The sequence below is a fragment of the Allobosea sp. GW823-FHT02B03 genome (assembly GCF_058797755.1).
Map to the genome: position 1 here is coordinate 302,751 of NZ_JBXAJY010000003.1, position 14,748 is coordinate 317,498.

Here is a 14,748-nt window from a genome sequence, read left to right on the forward strand (position 1 = left end):
GACAGACCATGGCCTCGGCCCCGAAGTTCTACCTGACGACCGCGATCCACTACACGAACGGCCCGCCGCATATCGGCCACGCCTATGAGATGGTGGCCGCGGATGCGATCGCCCGCTTCAAGCGCCTCGACGGCTACGACGTCTTCGCCATGACCGGCACCGACGAGCACGGCCAGAAGGTGCAGCGTACCGCCGCGCAGAACGGACTCTCGCCGCAGGACTTCGTCGACGGCTTCGCCACGCGCTTCAGGGAGATGGAGCAGCAGCTCGGCTGCTCCTTCGATCGCTTCATCCGCACCACCGATGCCGACCACCTGCCCTCGACGCAGGAACTCTGGCGCCGGATGGAGGCCAATGGCGACATCTACCTCGCCAAATATTCCGGCTGGTACTCGGTCCGGGACGAGGCCTTCTATGGCGAGGAAGAGACGACCCTCCAGCCCGATGGCACGCGCCTGGGCGGGCAGGGCACGCCGGTCGAATGGGTCGAGGAGGAGAGCTACTTCTTCCGCCTCAAGGCCTATCAGGACAAGCTGCTCGCGCTCTATCGCGACGTGCCGGACTTCGTCTCGCCCGAGACGCGCCGCAACGAGGTCGTTTCCTTCGTCCAGGGCGGGCTCGAGGATCTCTCGATCAGCCGCACCACCTTCGACTGGGGCCTGCCGGTTCCCGGCGATCCGAAGCATGTGATGTATGTCTGGGTCGACGCGCTCAACAACTACGTCACCGGCTGCGGTTTCCCGAACGAGAACGATCCGCGCTGGCATTACTGGCCGGCCGATGTCCACATCATCGGCAAGGACATCGTGCGCTTCCACACGGTGTACTGGCCGGCCTTCCTGATGTCGGCGGGGCTGCCGCTGCCGAAGCGCGTCTTCGGCCACGGTTTCCTGCTGAACAAGGGCACCAAGATGTCGAAGTCGCTCGGCAATGTCGTCGACCCGTTCGGGTTGGCGAATGCCTATGGCGTCGACCAGCTGCGCTATTTCTTCCTGCGCGAGGTCTCCTTCGGCCAGGACGGCAACTACAGCCACGAAGCGATCGTCGGCCGCATCAATGCCGACCTCGCCAATGATCTCGGCAATCTGGCGCAGCGCTCGCTGTCGATGATCGCCAAGAACTGCGAAGGCAAGGTACCGCCGGCCGGCGCGCTGACCGAGGCCGACCTCGCCATGCTGGCGCAGGCCGACGGGCTGCTGGCGAAGACGCGCGGCGCCATGCAGGATTTCGCCTTGCACGTCGTGCTGGCCGACATCTGGGCCGTGGTCGCCGAGGCCAATCGCTATTTCGCCAACAACGAGCCGTGGAAGCTCTCCAAGAGCGATCCGGCGCGGCGCGACACCGTGCTCTACGTCACCATCGAGACGATCCGCCAGGTGGCGATCCTCACCCAGCCGGTGATGCCGCAGGCCATGGCGAAGCTGCTCGACCTGCTGGCGGTCGATGCTGGCGCGCGCAATTTCGCCGCGCTCGGCGAGGCTGGCCGGCTCGCCGCCGGCACCGTCTTGCCGGCCCCGAGCGCGGTCTTCCCGCGCTATGTCGAGCCCGAGGAGGCCGCGGCCTCCTGATGCTGATCGATACGCATTGCCATCTCGATTTCCCCGATTTCGCCGAGGATATCGAGGCCTATGTCGCACGGGCGGAAGCTGCGGGCGTCAGCCGCATGGTGACGATCTCGACGCGGGTCGCGCGCTTTGCGACCTACGCCGCGCTGGCCGAGCGTTTCGCTTCCGTCTGGTGCACGGTCGGCACGCATCCACATGGCGCGCATGAGGAACTCGACGTCACCGCCGCTGAGCTGGTGGAGCTGTCGCGGCATCCGCGCTGCGTCGCCATCGGCGAGGCCGGCCTCGACTATCATTACGACAAGAGCCCGCGCGAGGCGCAGGCGCAGGGATTGCTGACCCATATCGACGCTGCGCGCCAGACGCAGCTGCCGCTCGTCATCCATTCGCGCGAGGCCGACGCGGACATGGCGGCGATCCTGCGCGAGGAGATGGGGAAGGGCGCCTTCCCCGCCATCCTGCACTGCTTCACCGCCGGCGAGATGCTGGCCCGGACCGGCGTCGAGCTCGGCCTCTATGTCTCGTTCTCCGGCATCCTGACCTTCAAGACCTCCGAGGCCCTGCGAGCCATCGCCCGCGAGATCCCGGCGGAGCGCCTGCTTGTTGAGACCGACGCGCCGTACCTTGCGCCGACGCCCTATCGCGGAAAGCGTAACGAACCCTCCTATGTTGTTGAAACGGCAAAGGTTTTGGCCGACGTAAAGGGCGTTTCCTTCGACGAGATCGCGCGCATCACGAGCGAGAATGCGCGCCGCTGCTACTGGAAGATGGACCACGCCGCGCGCCCGGCGCAGGTCGGTTGAGCCGAGGCGGTGGCTGCATGAGCCTGAAGGTCACGATCCTCGGCTGCGGCTCCTCGGGCGGCGTGCCGCGGCCGGGCTCCGGCTGGGGCGCCTGTGACCCCGCCAATCCCAGGAACCGCCGGCGGCGCTGTTCGGTGCTGGTCGAGCGCGAAGGCGCCGGAGGCACGACGAGCGTGCTGGTCGACACCACGCCGGATCTGCGCGAGCAGCTGATCGGCGCGGAGGTGAAGCGGCTCGACGCCGTGCTGTTCAGCCATGACCATGCCGACCACACCCATGGCATCGACGATCTCAGGGCGCTCGTCCTGCATATGCGCAAGCGCATTCCGGTCCATGCCGACGCCGTGACCGGCGCGACGCTCCGCTCACGCTTCAGCTATCTGTTCGAGACGCCGCCCGGCAGCCTCTATCCGCCGATCCTCGATCTGTGCCCGCTAGCCGCCGGCGAGCTTCACGCAGTCGACGGGCCCGGCGGCGCGATCGAGGCCTTGCCGTTCCGGCTCGAGCACGGCCCGGGTTATGACGCGCTCGGTTTTCGCTTCGGCGGCGTCGGCTATGCGCCGGATGTCAGCGCGATCCCGCCGGAAGCCCAGGTGGCCATGACCGGGCTCGACCTGCTGATCCTCGACTGCCTGCGCGAGGCGCCGCATCCCAGCCATTTCAATCTTGAGCAGGCGCTCGACGCGATCACGTTGCTGAAGCCGCGCCGCACCGTGCTGACCAACCTGCATGTCGATCTCGATTATGCGGTTCTTTCCAAGCGTTTGCCGCGAAATGTCGAACCGGCCTATGACGGGATGGTGCTGGCTCTCTGAGGCAGCGTGAGCTTGCGTGTCCACCTTTGGCCGCGTCCCCGGACTATCGATTTAAGTTCCATAATATGTCTTATGCGAATCGAAGCGAGGTACGTTTCCAGGCTGATCGAGCTCCCCTTATCGACTGCCTCCCGTCTGGCTGTCGGAGTTGCCGAAGCCGTGCGAAGTTGCCATCTGGGCCGCACGCAGGCTGATCGTCCGGTTGGAGCTGACGCCATCTTCCCTGTCAGCTGCGGCCTGCCAGTGTTCTGGCGGGTGTGAGGCCGCTGCCGTTGCGAGCCTGCAGCCGTCTCGTTGACGGCGCCGCCAAGGCGTCTCGATCATCGGGCATGGCCCATCTTCGTCTGGCTCGTGCCACCGCTTCCGATCTGGCCTACGTCATGGCGACCGAACGCCTGGATGGCTATGACGCCGTCGTCGGCCGCTGGGATGAGCAGAAGCACCTTTCGGCGCTCGGTGACGGCCGCCACGCCTATTTCCTCGGGCTGCTCGGCGACCAGCCTGCCGGCTTCGTCATTCTGCGGGACTGGGCCTCTCCCGAACGCGTCACGCTGCTGAAGCGCATCGCCGTCTCCAAGCCCGGCAACGGCATCGGCCGAGCACTGCTGCGAGCCGTCATCGAAAAGGTCTTCCTGGACACGCAGGCGCACCGTCTCTGGCTCGGCGTCTTTCCGGAGAGCCTGCGTGCCCGGCGCGCCTACGCGGCAGCCGGCTTCGTTCCGGAAGGTGTCGCGCGAGGATCGGCGTTCTTCGGCGGCGTCCACCGGGACGAACTGATCATGTCCACCCTGCGGACAGAATACGCGCAGACCTCTGTCCAGCACCGCTGAGCTTGCCGCAGCGGCCGCAGCAGCGGGAGCAGCTCGCAGCCTCGGCCGCGCGGCTCGAAAGCCCGTTCGAGCGGGGGGCGCGGCAGCCGGCCTCTTTCGTTGCGAATCGAGAATCGTCCACGGTGCGGGAAAATCGGACATCGCCGACTTCTATCGTCGAAGTTCAACCAACTCCCGCCGCCTTCCACGCGAGAAGATAATTCCAAAAGGCGATCGCAGCAGCTGAACATTGTTCTCTTTACTTCATGCGTGTCGGTTTTAGGCTGTCCGCAGGGGTCAAGCCCCATCAAAGTAGTCGGCTCAGACCGACATTCAGTGGGGATCGAAACGCATGATCATGAATCGCCGGAAGCTGCTGGCCGGTGCCGCAGCCTCGTTCACCCTTCCCGCTCCGGCCGTCTGGGCCCAGTCCAAACCGATCACTTTTGCGATCCAATATGGCCTGCCCTATCTGAATTTTATCGTCGCAGAACGGCAGGGCCTGTTCACCAAGGCGGCCGAGAAGGCCGGCATCCGGGATCCCAAGATCAACATCGTGCGCCTCAGCGGCCCGACCGCGATCACCGAGGGCCTGATCAGCGGCAACATCCAGGTCGGCGCGCTCGGCACGCTCGGCCTTCTGATCGCCCATGAGAAGACCCGCCGCGCCTACGACCTGGGCGGCCTCAGCGCCTACTGGAAGGGCGTCTACACGATCTTCGCCAACGACCCGGCGATCAAGTCGCTGAAGGACATTCGGCCGACCGACAAGATCGCGACCCCGGGCCCCACGAGCTCGCAGGCGCTGATCCTGCGCCGTGCCGCCGAGCAGATCTTCGGCCCGGGCCAGGCGCTGCGCTTCGACAAGCAGATCGTCTCCCTGCCCCACCCGGACGCGGTTGCGGCGCTGACCACTGGCAATACGGTCCAGGTCTATTTCGCGCTGTCGCCCTTCGCCGAGTTCCTGGCGCAGCAGCCGAACGTCCACGTCATCGGCCGCACGACCGAGTACAATCCGCCGAACATGACCAATGGCGTGGTCGGCGTGCTCAGGAAGTTCGTCGAGGAGAACAAGGAGCTGTCTTCCGCGGTGGTCGCGGCGCTCGACGAGGCCGGCCGCTTCATCCAGAGCGAGGTCGCCGAAACCGCCAAGATCTACACCGCCGCTGAGCCGAGCAAGCTCTCGGCCGAGGAGATGCTCAAGGTCATCGAGAACAACAAGCACGAATACACGACCGAGCCGAACGGCATCATCGACACCGCGAACTTCATGGTGAAGCTCGGGCAGCTGAAGACCGCGCCGGCCAAATGGCAAGATGTGTTCTTCCCGCCCGTCAACCAGGGCTCCGGTAGCTAGTGCGATGGCTTTGGCAATGATGCGCGAGCCGCTGGAGGCGCAGGCTCAGCAGGCGGCGACGCCCCTGCTCAGCGTCCGCGACGTGACGCTGCAATACCAGACCCGCCGCCAGATCGTCACGGCGACCTACCGCGTCTCCTTCGACGTGCAGCGGCAGGACCGTTTCATCCTGCTCGGCCCGTCCGGCTGCGGGAAATCCACCCTGCTCAAGGGCATTGGCGGCTTCCTGTCGCCGGTCGAGGGCGAGATCAGCCTCGCGGGCAAGCGCATCACCGGGCCGGGGGCCGACCGGATGATGGTCTTCCAGGAGTTCGACCAGCTCCTGCCCTGGCAGACAGTGCTCGGCAACGTGATGTTCCCGATGCGCAAGACCGGGCGCTTTCCGCGCTCGGAATGGCGAGACCGGGCCATGCGCGCGGTCGAGAAGGTCGGGCTCGCCAAATTCGCCGACAGCCACCCGCACACGCTGTCGGGCGGCATGAAGCAGCGCGTCGCGATTGCGCGGGCGCTCGCCATGGAGCCGGAGATCCTGCTGATGGACGAACCGTTCGCGGCGCTCGACGCCCTGACGCGCCGTCGCATGCAGGACGAGCTGCTCGAGCTCTGGAACGACATCCGCTTCACCTTGGTCTTCGTCACGCACTCGATTCAGGAGGCGATCGTGATCGGCAGCCGGATCGTAGTGATGACCCCTCACCCCGGCCAGATCCGCGCCGAACTCGATGCCACGCCCTTCAAGCAGGAGGACGCCGGCAGCGAGGAGTTCATGGCCTTCAATCGCAAGATCAACGGCATGCTCTTCGGCGAGGAGAAGATCGCACATGGATAGGCAGGTCGATGGCTGAGGCGATCCACACCATGCGCGGCCGCACGCGCTTCAAGGAATTGCCGGCGCGCCCGAGCATCGAGCACCAGACGCTCGACGCCGCGGCGATCGGCGAGATCGTCCGCGATGTCGGGCTCTGGCAGCGCGCCATGGCGCACACGCCACTGCGGCGCGGCCTGGTGCTGATCGCGCTCGGCATCCTCTGGGAGGTCTATGCGCGGTTCGCCGACAACCCGCTGATGTTCCCTTCGCTCAGCGACACGCTGGTCGCCTGGACGACCGACATGTCGAGCGGCGTCCTGCTTTCGGCGGTCGGCAATTCGGTCCGAGTGCTGCTGATCGGCTACGGCACGGCCGTGCTGCTCGCCGCCGTGCTCACGACCATCGCGATCTCGACACGGATCGGCACCGACCTGCTGGCGACACTGACGGCGATGTTCAACCCGCTGCCGGCGATCGCGATCCTGCCGCTGGCCCTGCTCTGGTTCGGCCTCGGCCTGGAGAGCCTGATCTTCGTGATCGTTCATTCGGTCTTGTGGGCGGTCTCGCTCAATGCCTTCACCGGCTTCCTTTCGGTGAGCCAGACGCAGCGCATGGTCGGCCGGAACTACGGGCTGGGCGGCCTGCGCATGGTGCTCTCCATCCTGATCCCGGCGGCGTTTCCCTCGATCCTGGCCGGACTCAAGATCGGCTGGGCCTTCGCCTGGCGCACGCTGATCGCCGCCGAACTGGTCTTCGGCGTCTCGGGCAGCTCGGCCGGTCTCGGCTGGTACATCTTCCAGAACCGCAACGCGCTCGAAACCGCGCATGTCTTCGCCGGGCTCTTCACGGTGATCGTCATCGGACTGATCGTCGAGGGGGTCGTCTTCCGGAGCATCGAGGCGGCCACGATCCGGCGCTGGGGCATGCAGAACTGATCCGGCGGCGGCACTCGATGCCGCCCCCGTCCACCGCTCGAAAAGGACCGATATCGTGGACCGCAGAACCTTCCTCGGCGGCATGGCCGCTGCCGCCTGCGCGGCACTGGGGCATTCGCCGGCACTGGCGCAGGACTACCCTGCCCGCCCCGTCACCATTCTCGTGCCCTTCGCGGCCGGCGGTGGCCAGGACATCTTCATGCGCCTGATCTCGCCGGGCGTTTCGGAGGCGATCAAGCAATCGCTGGTGATCGACAACCGCGTCGGCGGCGCCGGTAACATCGCGGCGAGTGCCGTCGCCCGGGCCGCGCCGGACGGCTACACGCTGCTGCTGGGAACGGCCGCGACCCATGGCATGAACCAAGCGCTCTACAAGTCGCTGGGCTTCGACGCGCAGACGAGCTTCGAGCCCGTAGCCATGCTGGCCGAGGTGCCGCTCGTGCTGGTGGTGAACCGCGACGTACCGGCCAAGACCGTCGCCGAGCTGATCGCCTATCTCAAGGCCAATTCGGGCAAGATCAATTACGGCTCCTCCGGCGTCGGTGGGCCGCTCCATCTGGCCGGCGAGCTGTTCAAGACGGCGGCCGGGGTCGAGGCCGCGCATGTGCCGTTCCGCGGCTCAGCGCCGGCGATCACCGAACTGCTCGGCGGCCGGCTGACCTTCATGTTCGACACCTTCGCCGCCACCGAGCCCTATGTCGCCGATGGCAGCCTGCGGCGGCTGGCGATCGCCTCGGCGACACGCGCCTCGAATGCACCGGATCTGCCGACCATGGCCGAGGCTGGCACACCCGTAGAAGCCTATTCCTGGAGCGGCATCTTCGCGCCGGCCGGAACCCCGAAGCCGATCGTCGAGAAGCTCGGCAAGGCCTTCAGCGACGCCGTGGCAAACCCCGCGTTGCGCACGCGTCTCTACGAGATCGGCTTCCTGCCCGCGCCGGACACGCCCGATGCGCTGCGCAAGCGCGTCGGCTCCGAGCTGATCAAATGGAAGGCGGCAGCCGAGACCGCAGGCCTCCGGCCGCAATAGCCGGGGCCGCGCCCCAATCATTTCGCCGAACGCCCGCGCCGAAGCTCGCCGGGCCCGCTGTCCAGGAGACTGCCATGTCGATTGCCACATCGTCAGCAACGCCCGCCCACGATCCCGAACTGTCGCAATTCGAGCTTTTCCAGGTTTCGACCCTGTCCGATGCGATGCTCGCGCTCGGGCTCAAGGATACCGCGCTCGGCCCGACCGTCCGCCTGCTCGTCGGCAAGCGTATCCTCGGCCGGGCCCGGACGATCGGGCGGGTCCCCCTGCCCTCCAATGGCGGCCAGCAGGAGATCAAGCCGGAATTCTCGCTGGCGATCCAGGAAGTGATCGACGGCTGCGGTCCGGGCTCGATCATGGTGATCGCGACGCAGGGGATCGCCACCCATGCCAACTGGGGTGGCAACATGGCGACGCGGGCCGCCGCGGTCGGCGCGCTCGGCCTGATCACCGACGGTGCGATCCGCGACCTCGAGGAGATGGGGCCGCTCGGCATGACGATCTTCGCGCAGGGCACCTCGCCGCGCGCCGGTCACTACCGCTTCGCGACCGCGATCCGCAACGAGCCGGTGATCTGCGCGGGCGTGCTGATCCGCCCGGGCGACATCATCGTCGGCGATGCCGACGGTGTCGTGGTGATCGACCCGGCGCAGGCCGGCGCGATCGCCGCCAAGGCGCGTGAGCTCGTCGCGGTCGAGGAGGAGATGCAGGGCTTCATGCGCACCGGCGCCACGCTCCAGGACGCCGTGCGCAAGTACAAGGTGCGCTGAGCATGCCCGCTCAGGGCGCCTGCCGCTGCGGCGCGGCCTCCCCGGGCCGGCGCCAGCGCGGGATCCCGAAGTCGCAGGTTTCGTGCGCCAGCTGCGCGATCCTGCGGCTGACGGCGTCATTGCGATGAACCGCGAGGTATTCGAGCGGCGGCAGGACGAGGTTCGTCCGCACCGGCCGCAGATAGCCATCCCCCCGATAGGTGGAGAAGTATCCGGTCGGCAGGTAGGTGATGCCGAGGCCGGCGCTCGCCATTTCCGCCAGCGCGATCATGCTGTTGCAGGTGATGGTGTTCTGCGGCTTGATGTCGATCGCCGCCAGCGCCTGCAGCAGGTTGAGATGCAGCAGCGAGCCCTCGGCATAGGTCAGCAGCGGCAGCTCCATCAGGCGCTCGATCGGCACCACCCCCTTGGAACTCACCAGAGCGGGGCTGCACATCCACTCCGATTCCAGGAAGTCGAGCGGCACCGTCGGGAAGCTGTTGTCGGTCTTTGGCGCGGGACAGATGATCATGTCGAGCCGGTGCGTCACCATCTGCTGCCGCAGGTTGACGGTCAGGTCGATCTTCGGCTCGAGGATGATGTCCGGATAGAGCTGCTTGATGCCGGCGATCAGGGCGGGCAGCCAGGTCAGCGCGACCATCTCGGTCACGCCGAAACGGAAGCGTCCGGCATAGGAAACGTCGCTGCCGACGCGGCGCACGACGTTCTGCTGCAGATCGAGCATCTGGACGAAGTCGTCGATCAGCTCGCGCCCCTTGATGGTGAGCTGCGTCGTCTTGTTGCTGCGGTCGAAGATCTCGATCGAGAGATACTTCTCGAGCTCGGCGATGCGCTTGGAGACGGTCGACTGGGTCGTGTTGAGCCTTTTCGCCGCGGCATGGAAGCTGCCGAGCTTGCTGATCCAGTAGGCGGCTTCGATCTGCTTGAAGGTCAACATGGCTGGCCCCTTTCGCTGGTCGGACGACCGAATAGAAAAAGCAATCATCTAAGTCAAACTTGGTCGCTTTTTCGATCCAATGTGATCCTGCCGAGCATGGCTGGTCCTGCGAATCAGCCCGTTGCCAAAGCGAATTCTCTTCGCCCGGCCGAGGTAAACAAGAACGATGCGTTTTTGCGATCAATGAAACTGAATTTAATTCGCTTTATGGCATGCGGAGCGCATGCCATTGAATCGAGCAATCGGTACGAGGCGCGTTCAGCGGCATGACAACCACCATCGAAAAGCAGCTCGCCGCCTATGAAGGCCGGCTCCTTGGGACGATCCCGGTCGAGCGCATCCGTGCGGTCGAATTCGAGCGCCCGTCGCCGGATCTGGTGGCGCGCTTCCGGCAGCTGCCCGACCTGACCTCCGCCATCGCGGATATCCTCGACGAGTACGGCGTCGACTCGGCGATCCCGACGACGGCCCTGCCGCCGATCGCGCCGGGCCAGCGCATGGTCGGCCCCGCCGTGACGGTCAAGCACGGCGCCGCACGGCTGACGAGCGGCTACAACATCGCCAACAAGACCTCCCCCCGACTTGGCGCGCTCGACGCGGTGACGCTGTCGCAGCGCGGCGACGTGATGGTGATCGACGGCAGCGCCTGCCCGGCCGCCTCCAATATCGGCGGCATCATGGCCACCGCCGTCGCTTCGCATGGCTTCGCCGGCGTCGTTGTCGATGGCTGCGTGCGCGATACCGACGCGATGCGCCGCATGGGCCTGCCGGTCTGGGCGCGCGGGGCGACGCCGCGCACCGGCAAGCACCGTTTCGAGCTCCTGGAATTCAACGGCATTGTCGAGATCGCCGGCGTGCAGATCCGGCCGGGCGACCTGATGCTCGGCGACTCCGACGGTGTCATCGTCGTGCCGCTTTCGATTGCAGCCGAGGTGCTGGCGCGGGCGGAGGAGGTCGCTGCCAAGGAGAAGACGCTGATCGACGCGATCAGCACCGGCGCCTCGGCCGCCGAGACGGCCGCGATCGTGGCGCCCGAGAAATGGTGAACGCCGCAGCACCCAGGTTTCGGCTCGCCTTCGTCGGCTTCGGCGAGGCTGCCTCCTCGATCGCCAGCGGCCTGCGCGAGGCGGGCTTCGACGGCATGGCCGCCTTCGATGTCGCCGCCGACCGGGAGCCGTTCCGGACACGGATCCGCCAGCGCGTGGAGCAGGCCGGGGTCACACTTCTTGACGGGCCGGAGGGACTTGCCGGCGCCGAGACCGTCTTCGTGCTGGTCCAGCCTTCGGCCTCGATGGCGGTGGCGCAGAGCTGCGCGGCCCATGTTCGCCCCGATGCGCTCTATGTCGACCTGACCTCGCTCGGGCCGACCGACAAGGCGGCGGTCGGCGCCTATGTCGCCGCCGCCGGGCGTCGCTTCGTCGATGCCGCAATCCTCGGCTCCGCCCCGACCTCGCGGCATCGCGTGCCGATCGTCGCGGCCGGACCCGAGGTGGACCAATTCGTCGAACGCTTTGCGCCCTATGGCATGGACATCTCGCCGGTCGGCGAGCGCTTCGGTGCGGCCGCCGGCATCAAGATCGTCCGCAGCGTCCTCGCCAAGGGGCTGGAGGCGCTCTACGTCGAGGCCCTGATCGCGGCGCGGCGCATGGGCGTCGAGGCAGAGGTGCTGCAGAGCTTCTGCGCCTTCCTCGATGCCCGGCCGGCCCTCGATACGGCCGCGATGCTGGTGCGCTCGCATGTTCCGCATGCCGGCCGCCGCGCCGACGAGATGCGGATGTCGCGCGCTGCCGTCGCCGAGACCGGCCTCGCCCCGCTGATGACCGACGCCATCGTCAAATTGATGGAGCGCAGCGCCGCCAGCGGCGTCGTCGAAGGCAGCGGTGGCAATCAGCCGCCCTCGCTCGATGGCGCGCTCACCATTCTCGACGCGGCCCTCGCTGCCACGCCGTCCCCCGCCAGATCCTGACGTTTTTGACGAGAGCCGCCATGTCCACAGCCCCCCTGCCCCCGCGCATTTCGCCCGAGACCTGCCAGGCCCTGCTCGCCTATGGCTCCGCCACCGTCTTCGAGGCGCAAGGCCGCCGCGGCGCCTTCGCCTCCGGCATCAAGCCGGTCGACGAGGCGATGACGGTCGCCGGCACGGCCTTCACCTGCGAATGCCCGCCCAATGACAACCTCACGCTGCATGCCGCGCTCAAGATGGCGAAGCCGGGCGACGTCCTGGTCTGCGACGCGCATGGCTGCACCGAACAGGGGATGTTCGGCGACGTGATGTCGAGCTGCGCGGTCGGCGCCAAGCTCGCCGGCCTCGTCACCGATGGCGGCGTGCGCGACTCCGCGACGATCTGCGAGGTCGGCTTTCCAGTCTTCGCCGGCGGCATCTGCATCAAGGGCACGATCAAGGAGACGCTGGGCTCGCTGAACGAGCCGATCGTCCTCGGCGGCGTGCTGGTGCGCCCCGGCGACGTGATCATCGGCGACGCCGACGGGCTGGTCGTCGTGCCGTTCGAGACGGTCGATGCCGTGCTCGCAGCCTGCAAGGTGCGGGCTGACAAGGAAGCCGCTGCAAAGCAGCGCTTCGCTTCCGGCGAGACGCCCTGGGACGTCTACAAGCTCGGCGAACTGCTAACCCGCAAGGGCCAGGCCTCGCCCGTCTGACATCACGCGATCTTCGGGGCTGCCGGCAGCCGGCAGCCCGGCTCAAGACGACTGGAGTGAAGGATAGGACATGAGCGGGGCAATCATCCTGCAGCAGAACGGCGGACCGGACGTGCTTGAATGGGTCGACATCGACCCGGGCAAGCCAGGCCAGAGCGAGGTCCTGCTGCGCCACACGGCGATCGGGCTGAACTTCATCGACATCTATGTGCGCACCGGGCTCTATAAGATGGGCACGATGCCCTGCACGCCCGGCATGGAAGCCGCGGGCGTGGTCGAGGCTGTCGGTCCCGGTGTCACCGGCCTCGGCGTCGGCGACCGCGTGGCCTATGTCACCGGTGCTCCCGGCGCCTATGTCGAGCGGCGCGTCATGAACGCGGCGGCGCTCGTCAAGCTGCCGGACGATATCTCCGACGATCAGGCCGCAGCGCTGATGCTCAAGGGCATGACGGCCGAGATGCTGCTCTTCCGCATGACCCAGGCGAAGGCCGGCGACGCCGTGCTAATCCATGCCGTCGCCGGCGGTGTCGGCCTGCTGCTCGCCGCCTGGGCGAAATCGCTCGGCTGCATCGTGATCGGCGCTGCCTCCAGCGACGAGAAGGCGGCCAAGGCCCGCGCTGCCGGCGCCGACCATGTCATCGTCACCAGCCGCGAGGATGTCGCGACCAGGGTGCAGGAGCTGACCGGCGGGCGCGGCTGCCATTGCGTCTATGACGGCGTCGGCAAGGATACGTTCGAGGCCTCGCTCGCGGCGGTCGGCGAATTCGGCCACATCGTCAGCTACGGCAATGCCTCGGGCCCGGTGCCGCCCTTCGCCATCGCCGGCCTCGCGCCGAAATGCGCGACGCTGTCGCGGCCCTCGATCTTCCCCTTCATCAAGGACCGGGCCCGGCTCGAGGCGATGTCGAGCAACCTGTTCGAGGCGATGCGCCGCGGCGTGGTCACGGCGGAGATCGACCAGGTCTTCGCCCTGAAGGATGCCGCCGCCGCGCAATCGGCCCTCGAGAGCCGGCGCACCACCGGCCAGACCATCCTGCGGCCCTGAGCCCAATTCCGGAGCTGGCGATGAAGATCGCACGTATCGAAACCTTCTTCTTCCATCCGGGCAGCGGCAAGAATCTGCTGTTCTGCCGCATCGAGACCGATGACGGGCTCTATGGCTGGGGCGAATCCTATGTCGGCGTGAAGAAGGAGAAGGTCGTCGACGACTATATCCGCGCCATGGCGCCCTATGTGATCGGGCGCAGCCCGCACAACATCCGCCATACCGCGCAAGTGATGTTCGACGATTTCGCCATCCGGCGTTCCTCGGTCGATTTCTTCTGCGCCTGGAGCGCGATCGAGCTGGCGATGTGGGACATCGTCGGCAAGAAGGCCGGGCAGCCGCTCTACAACCTGCTCGGCGGCGCCTCGCGCGAGAAGGTCCGGGTCTACGCCAATGGCTGGTGGTACGGCGTCACGGATATCGAGTCGACCGTGAAGCGGGCACTCCAGGTCAAGGAGATGGGCTACACGGCGCTGAAATGGGACCCGTTCCCCGGGCCGTGGCGCACCTTCATCACCCGCGAGGAAGAGGACTATGCGGTCGCCAACGTCAAGGCGATGCGCGAGGCGCTCGGCCCCGATATGGACCTCTTGATCGACGCGCACCGCCGCGTCGCGCCGCATCATTCCATCCGCGTCGCCAAGCGGCTCGAGGAATACGGCATCTTCTGCTATGAGGAGCCCTGCCTCTCCGACAATCTCGACCTCGTCGCCGAAGTCCGCCGCGCGATCTCGACGCCCGTCGTGACCGGCGAAACCCTCTACACCAAGGAGGATTTCGCCCGGGTCTTCGAGAAGCGCGCGGCCGATATCCTCAACCCCGACATCTGCGCCGTCGGCGGCCTGCAGCAGATGCTCGACATCGCCGCGATGGCGCAGCCGCATGCGATCGCGATCAGCCCGCACAACTACAACAGCACCATCGTCGGGCTCGCCGCGACGGTGCACTTCTCGGCGGTGATCCCGAACTTCCTGATCGCCGAGTGCTTCATCAACCTCAACGAAGCCTGCGACGAGATCGGCTCGCCCGGGCTGAAGGTCGAGGATGGCTGGATCGACCTGCCGACCGCGCCGGGCCTCGGCGTCGACATCGATGTCGAGCGCATGCGCAAGCGGCCGTACAAGGATTTCCCGCACAAGGACATGCGCCAGTACTGGGAAGAATTCCCCCGGAAGAACTACGTCTGGGGCGTAGCAAACGTCACCCGCTGACCCTC

At 66.8% G+C, this 14,748-nt stretch carries 15 protein-coding genes; 14 read left to right on the top strand and 1 reads right to left on the bottom strand.

Annotated elements, in window-relative coordinates; translation table 11 throughout:
• Positions 1 to 8 precede the first annotated feature (8 nt).
• The 9 genes from metG (at position 9) to AC1REK_RS11115 (ending at position 8,892) form a co-directional block, all read left to right on the top strand.
• Positions 9 to 1,568, top strand: coding sequence for a methionine--tRNA ligase (gene metG / locus AC1REK_RS11075; protein ID WP_492268000.1), 1,560 nt, complete (start codon positions 9 to 11; stop codon positions 1,566 to 1,568).
• The gene (locus tag AC1REK_RS11080) at positions 1,568 to 2,368 is read left to right on the top strand and encodes a TatD family hydrolase (RefSeq protein WP_492267999.1); all 801 of its coding nucleotides are present in this window, start codon (positions 1,568 to 1,570) and stop codon (positions 2,366 to 2,368) included. Before metG ends, AC1REK_RS11080 begins: the two co-directional genes overlap by 1 nt.
• Positions 2,369 to 2,385: 17 nt before the next feature.
• Entirely contained in the window at positions 2,386 to 3,183 is a 798-nt protein-coding gene (locus AC1REK_RS11085) for an MBL fold metallo-hydrolase (protein ID WP_492267998.1), read from the top strand.
• A gap of 329 nt (positions 3,184 to 3,512) precedes the next feature.
• Complete coding sequence (locus AC1REK_RS11090; protein ID WP_492267997.1) at positions 3,513 to 4,013, top strand: GNAT family N-acetyltransferase; 501 nt, start codon at positions 3,513 to 3,515, stop codon at positions 4,011 to 4,013.
• A 331-nt stretch (positions 4,014 to 4,344) separates the two neighbouring features.
• On the top strand, positions 4,345 to 5,349 hold the full coding sequence (locus tag AC1REK_RS11095; RefSeq protein ID WP_492267996.1) for an ABC transporter substrate-binding protein: 1,005 nt from the start codon (positions 4,345 to 4,347) through the stop codon (positions 5,347 to 5,349).
• A 4-nt stretch (positions 5,350 to 5,353) separates the two neighbouring features.
• The gene (locus tag AC1REK_RS11100; RefSeq protein ID WP_316019317.1) at positions 5,354 to 6,178 is read left to right on the top strand and encodes an ABC transporter ATP-binding protein; all 825 of its coding nucleotides are present in this window, start codon (positions 5,354 to 5,356) and stop codon (positions 6,176 to 6,178) included.
• 8 nt (positions 6,179 to 6,186) lie between these two features.
• The gene (locus AC1REK_RS11105; protein WP_492267995.1) at positions 6,187 to 7,092 is read left to right on the top strand and encodes an ABC transporter permease; all 906 of its coding nucleotides are present in this window, start codon (positions 6,187 to 6,189) and stop codon (positions 7,090 to 7,092) included.
• Between the two features lie 55 nt (positions 7,093 to 7,147).
• Positions 7,148 to 8,122 carry a Bug family tripartite tricarboxylate transporter substrate binding protein gene (locus AC1REK_RS11110; protein WP_492267994.1) on the top strand — a complete coding sequence of 325 codons (975 nt, stop codon included), beginning with the start codon at positions 7,148 to 7,150 and terminating at the stop codon, positions 8,120 to 8,122.
• A 74-nt stretch (positions 8,123 to 8,196) separates the two neighbouring features.
• Positions 8,197 to 8,892, top strand: a complete 696-nt coding sequence (locus AC1REK_RS11115) for an RraA family protein (RefSeq protein WP_492267993.1) — start codon at positions 8,197 to 8,199, stop codon at positions 8,890 to 8,892.
• Between the two features lie 10 nt (positions 8,893 to 8,902).
• Here the strand turns inward: AC1REK_RS11115 and AC1REK_RS11120 are convergent, their stop codons facing one another.
• Positions 8,903 to 9,829, bottom strand: a complete 927-nt coding sequence (locus AC1REK_RS11120; protein ID WP_316019321.1) for a LysR family transcriptional regulator — start codon at positions 9,827 to 9,829, stop codon at positions 8,903 to 8,905.
• Between the two features lie 266 nt (positions 9,830 to 10,095).
• Here AC1REK_RS11120 and AC1REK_RS11125 point away from each other — a divergent pair, with 266 nt between their 5' ends.
• The 5 genes from AC1REK_RS11125 (at position 10,096) to AC1REK_RS11145 (ending at position 14,743) form a co-directional block, all read left to right on the top strand.
• The gene (locus tag AC1REK_RS11125; protein WP_492267992.1) at positions 10,096 to 10,875 is read left to right on the top strand and encodes an RraA family protein; all 780 of its coding nucleotides are present in this window, start codon (positions 10,096 to 10,098) and stop codon (positions 10,873 to 10,875) included.
• A complete protein-coding gene (locus AC1REK_RS11130) occupies positions 10,869 to 11,795 on the top strand; it encodes an NAD(P)-dependent oxidoreductase (RefSeq protein ID WP_492273794.1) in 927 nt (308 codons plus the stop codon). Before AC1REK_RS11125 ends, AC1REK_RS11130 begins: the two co-directional genes overlap by 7 nt.
• Before the next feature lie 20 nt (positions 11,796 to 11,815).
• Positions 11,816 to 12,487 (top strand): 4-carboxy-4-hydroxy-2-oxoadipate aldolase/oxaloacetate decarboxylase, encoded by a 672-nt coding sequence (locus AC1REK_RS11135; protein ID WP_492267990.1) that lies wholly within the window; start codon positions 11,816 to 11,818, stop codon positions 12,485 to 12,487.
• Positions 12,488 to 12,557: 70 nt separating this feature from the next.
• The gene (locus tag AC1REK_RS11140; protein WP_492267989.1) at positions 12,558 to 13,532 is read left to right on the top strand and encodes a quinone oxidoreductase family protein; all 975 of its coding nucleotides are present in this window, start codon (positions 12,558 to 12,560) and stop codon (positions 13,530 to 13,532) included.
• Between the two features lie 20 nt (positions 13,533 to 13,552).
• Positions 13,553 to 14,743, top strand: a complete 1,191-nt coding sequence (locus AC1REK_RS11145; RefSeq protein ID WP_492267988.1) for a mandelate racemase/muconate lactonizing enzyme family protein — start codon at positions 13,553 to 13,555, stop codon at positions 14,741 to 14,743.
• Positions 14,744 to 14,748: the final 5 nt, after the last annotated feature.

Excerpts from the sequence above, each read along its gene's own strand:
- metG (WP_492268000.1), top strand. The coding sequence starts at position 9 with ATGGCCTCGGCCCCGAAGTTCTACCTGACGACCGCGATCCACTACACG.
- AC1REK_RS11080 (WP_492267999.1), top strand. The coding sequence starts at position 1,568 with ATGCTGATCGATACGCATTGCCATCTCGATTTCCCCGATTTCGCCGAG.
- AC1REK_RS11085 (WP_492267998.1), top strand. The coding sequence starts at position 2,386 with ATGAGCCTGAAGGTCACGATCCTCGGCTGCGGCTCCTCGGGCGGCGTG.
- AC1REK_RS11090 (WP_492267997.1), top strand. The coding sequence starts at position 3,513 with ATGGCCCATCTTCGTCTGGCTCGTGCCACCGCTTCCGATCTGGCCTAC.
- AC1REK_RS11095 (WP_492267996.1), top strand. The coding sequence starts at position 4,345 with ATGATCATGAATCGCCGGAAGCTGCTGGCCGGTGCCGCAGCCTCGTTC.
- AC1REK_RS11100 (WP_316019317.1), top strand. The coding sequence starts at position 5,354 with ATGGCTTTGGCAATGATGCGCGAGCCGCTGGAGGCGCAGGCTCAGCAG.
- AC1REK_RS11105 (WP_492267995.1), top strand. The coding sequence starts at position 6,187 with ATGGCTGAGGCGATCCACACCATGCGCGGCCGCACGCGCTTCAAGGAA.
- AC1REK_RS11115 (WP_492267993.1), top strand. The coding sequence starts at position 8,197 with ATGTCGATTGCCACATCGTCAGCAACGCCCGCCCACGATCCCGAACTG.
- AC1REK_RS11120 (WP_316019321.1), bottom strand. The coding sequence starts at position 9,829 with ATGTTGACCTTCAAGCAGATCGAAGCCGCCTACTGGATCAGCAAGCTC.
- AC1REK_RS11125 (WP_492267992.1), top strand. The coding sequence starts at position 10,096 with ATGACAACCACCATCGAAAAGCAGCTCGCCGCCTATGAAGGCCGGCTC.
- AC1REK_RS11130 (WP_492273794.1), top strand. The coding sequence starts at position 10,869 with ATGGTGAACGCCGCAGCACCCAGGTTTCGGCTCGCCTTCGTCGGCTTC.
- AC1REK_RS11135 (WP_492267990.1), top strand. The coding sequence starts at position 11,816 with ATGTCCACAGCCCCCCTGCCCCCGCGCATTTCGCCCGAGACCTGCCAG.
- AC1REK_RS11140 (WP_492267989.1), top strand. The coding sequence starts at position 12,558 with ATGAGCGGGGCAATCATCCTGCAGCAGAACGGCGGACCGGACGTGCTT.
- AC1REK_RS11145 (WP_492267988.1), top strand. The coding sequence starts at position 13,553 with ATGAAGATCGCACGTATCGAAACCTTCTTCTTCCATCCGGGCAGCGGC.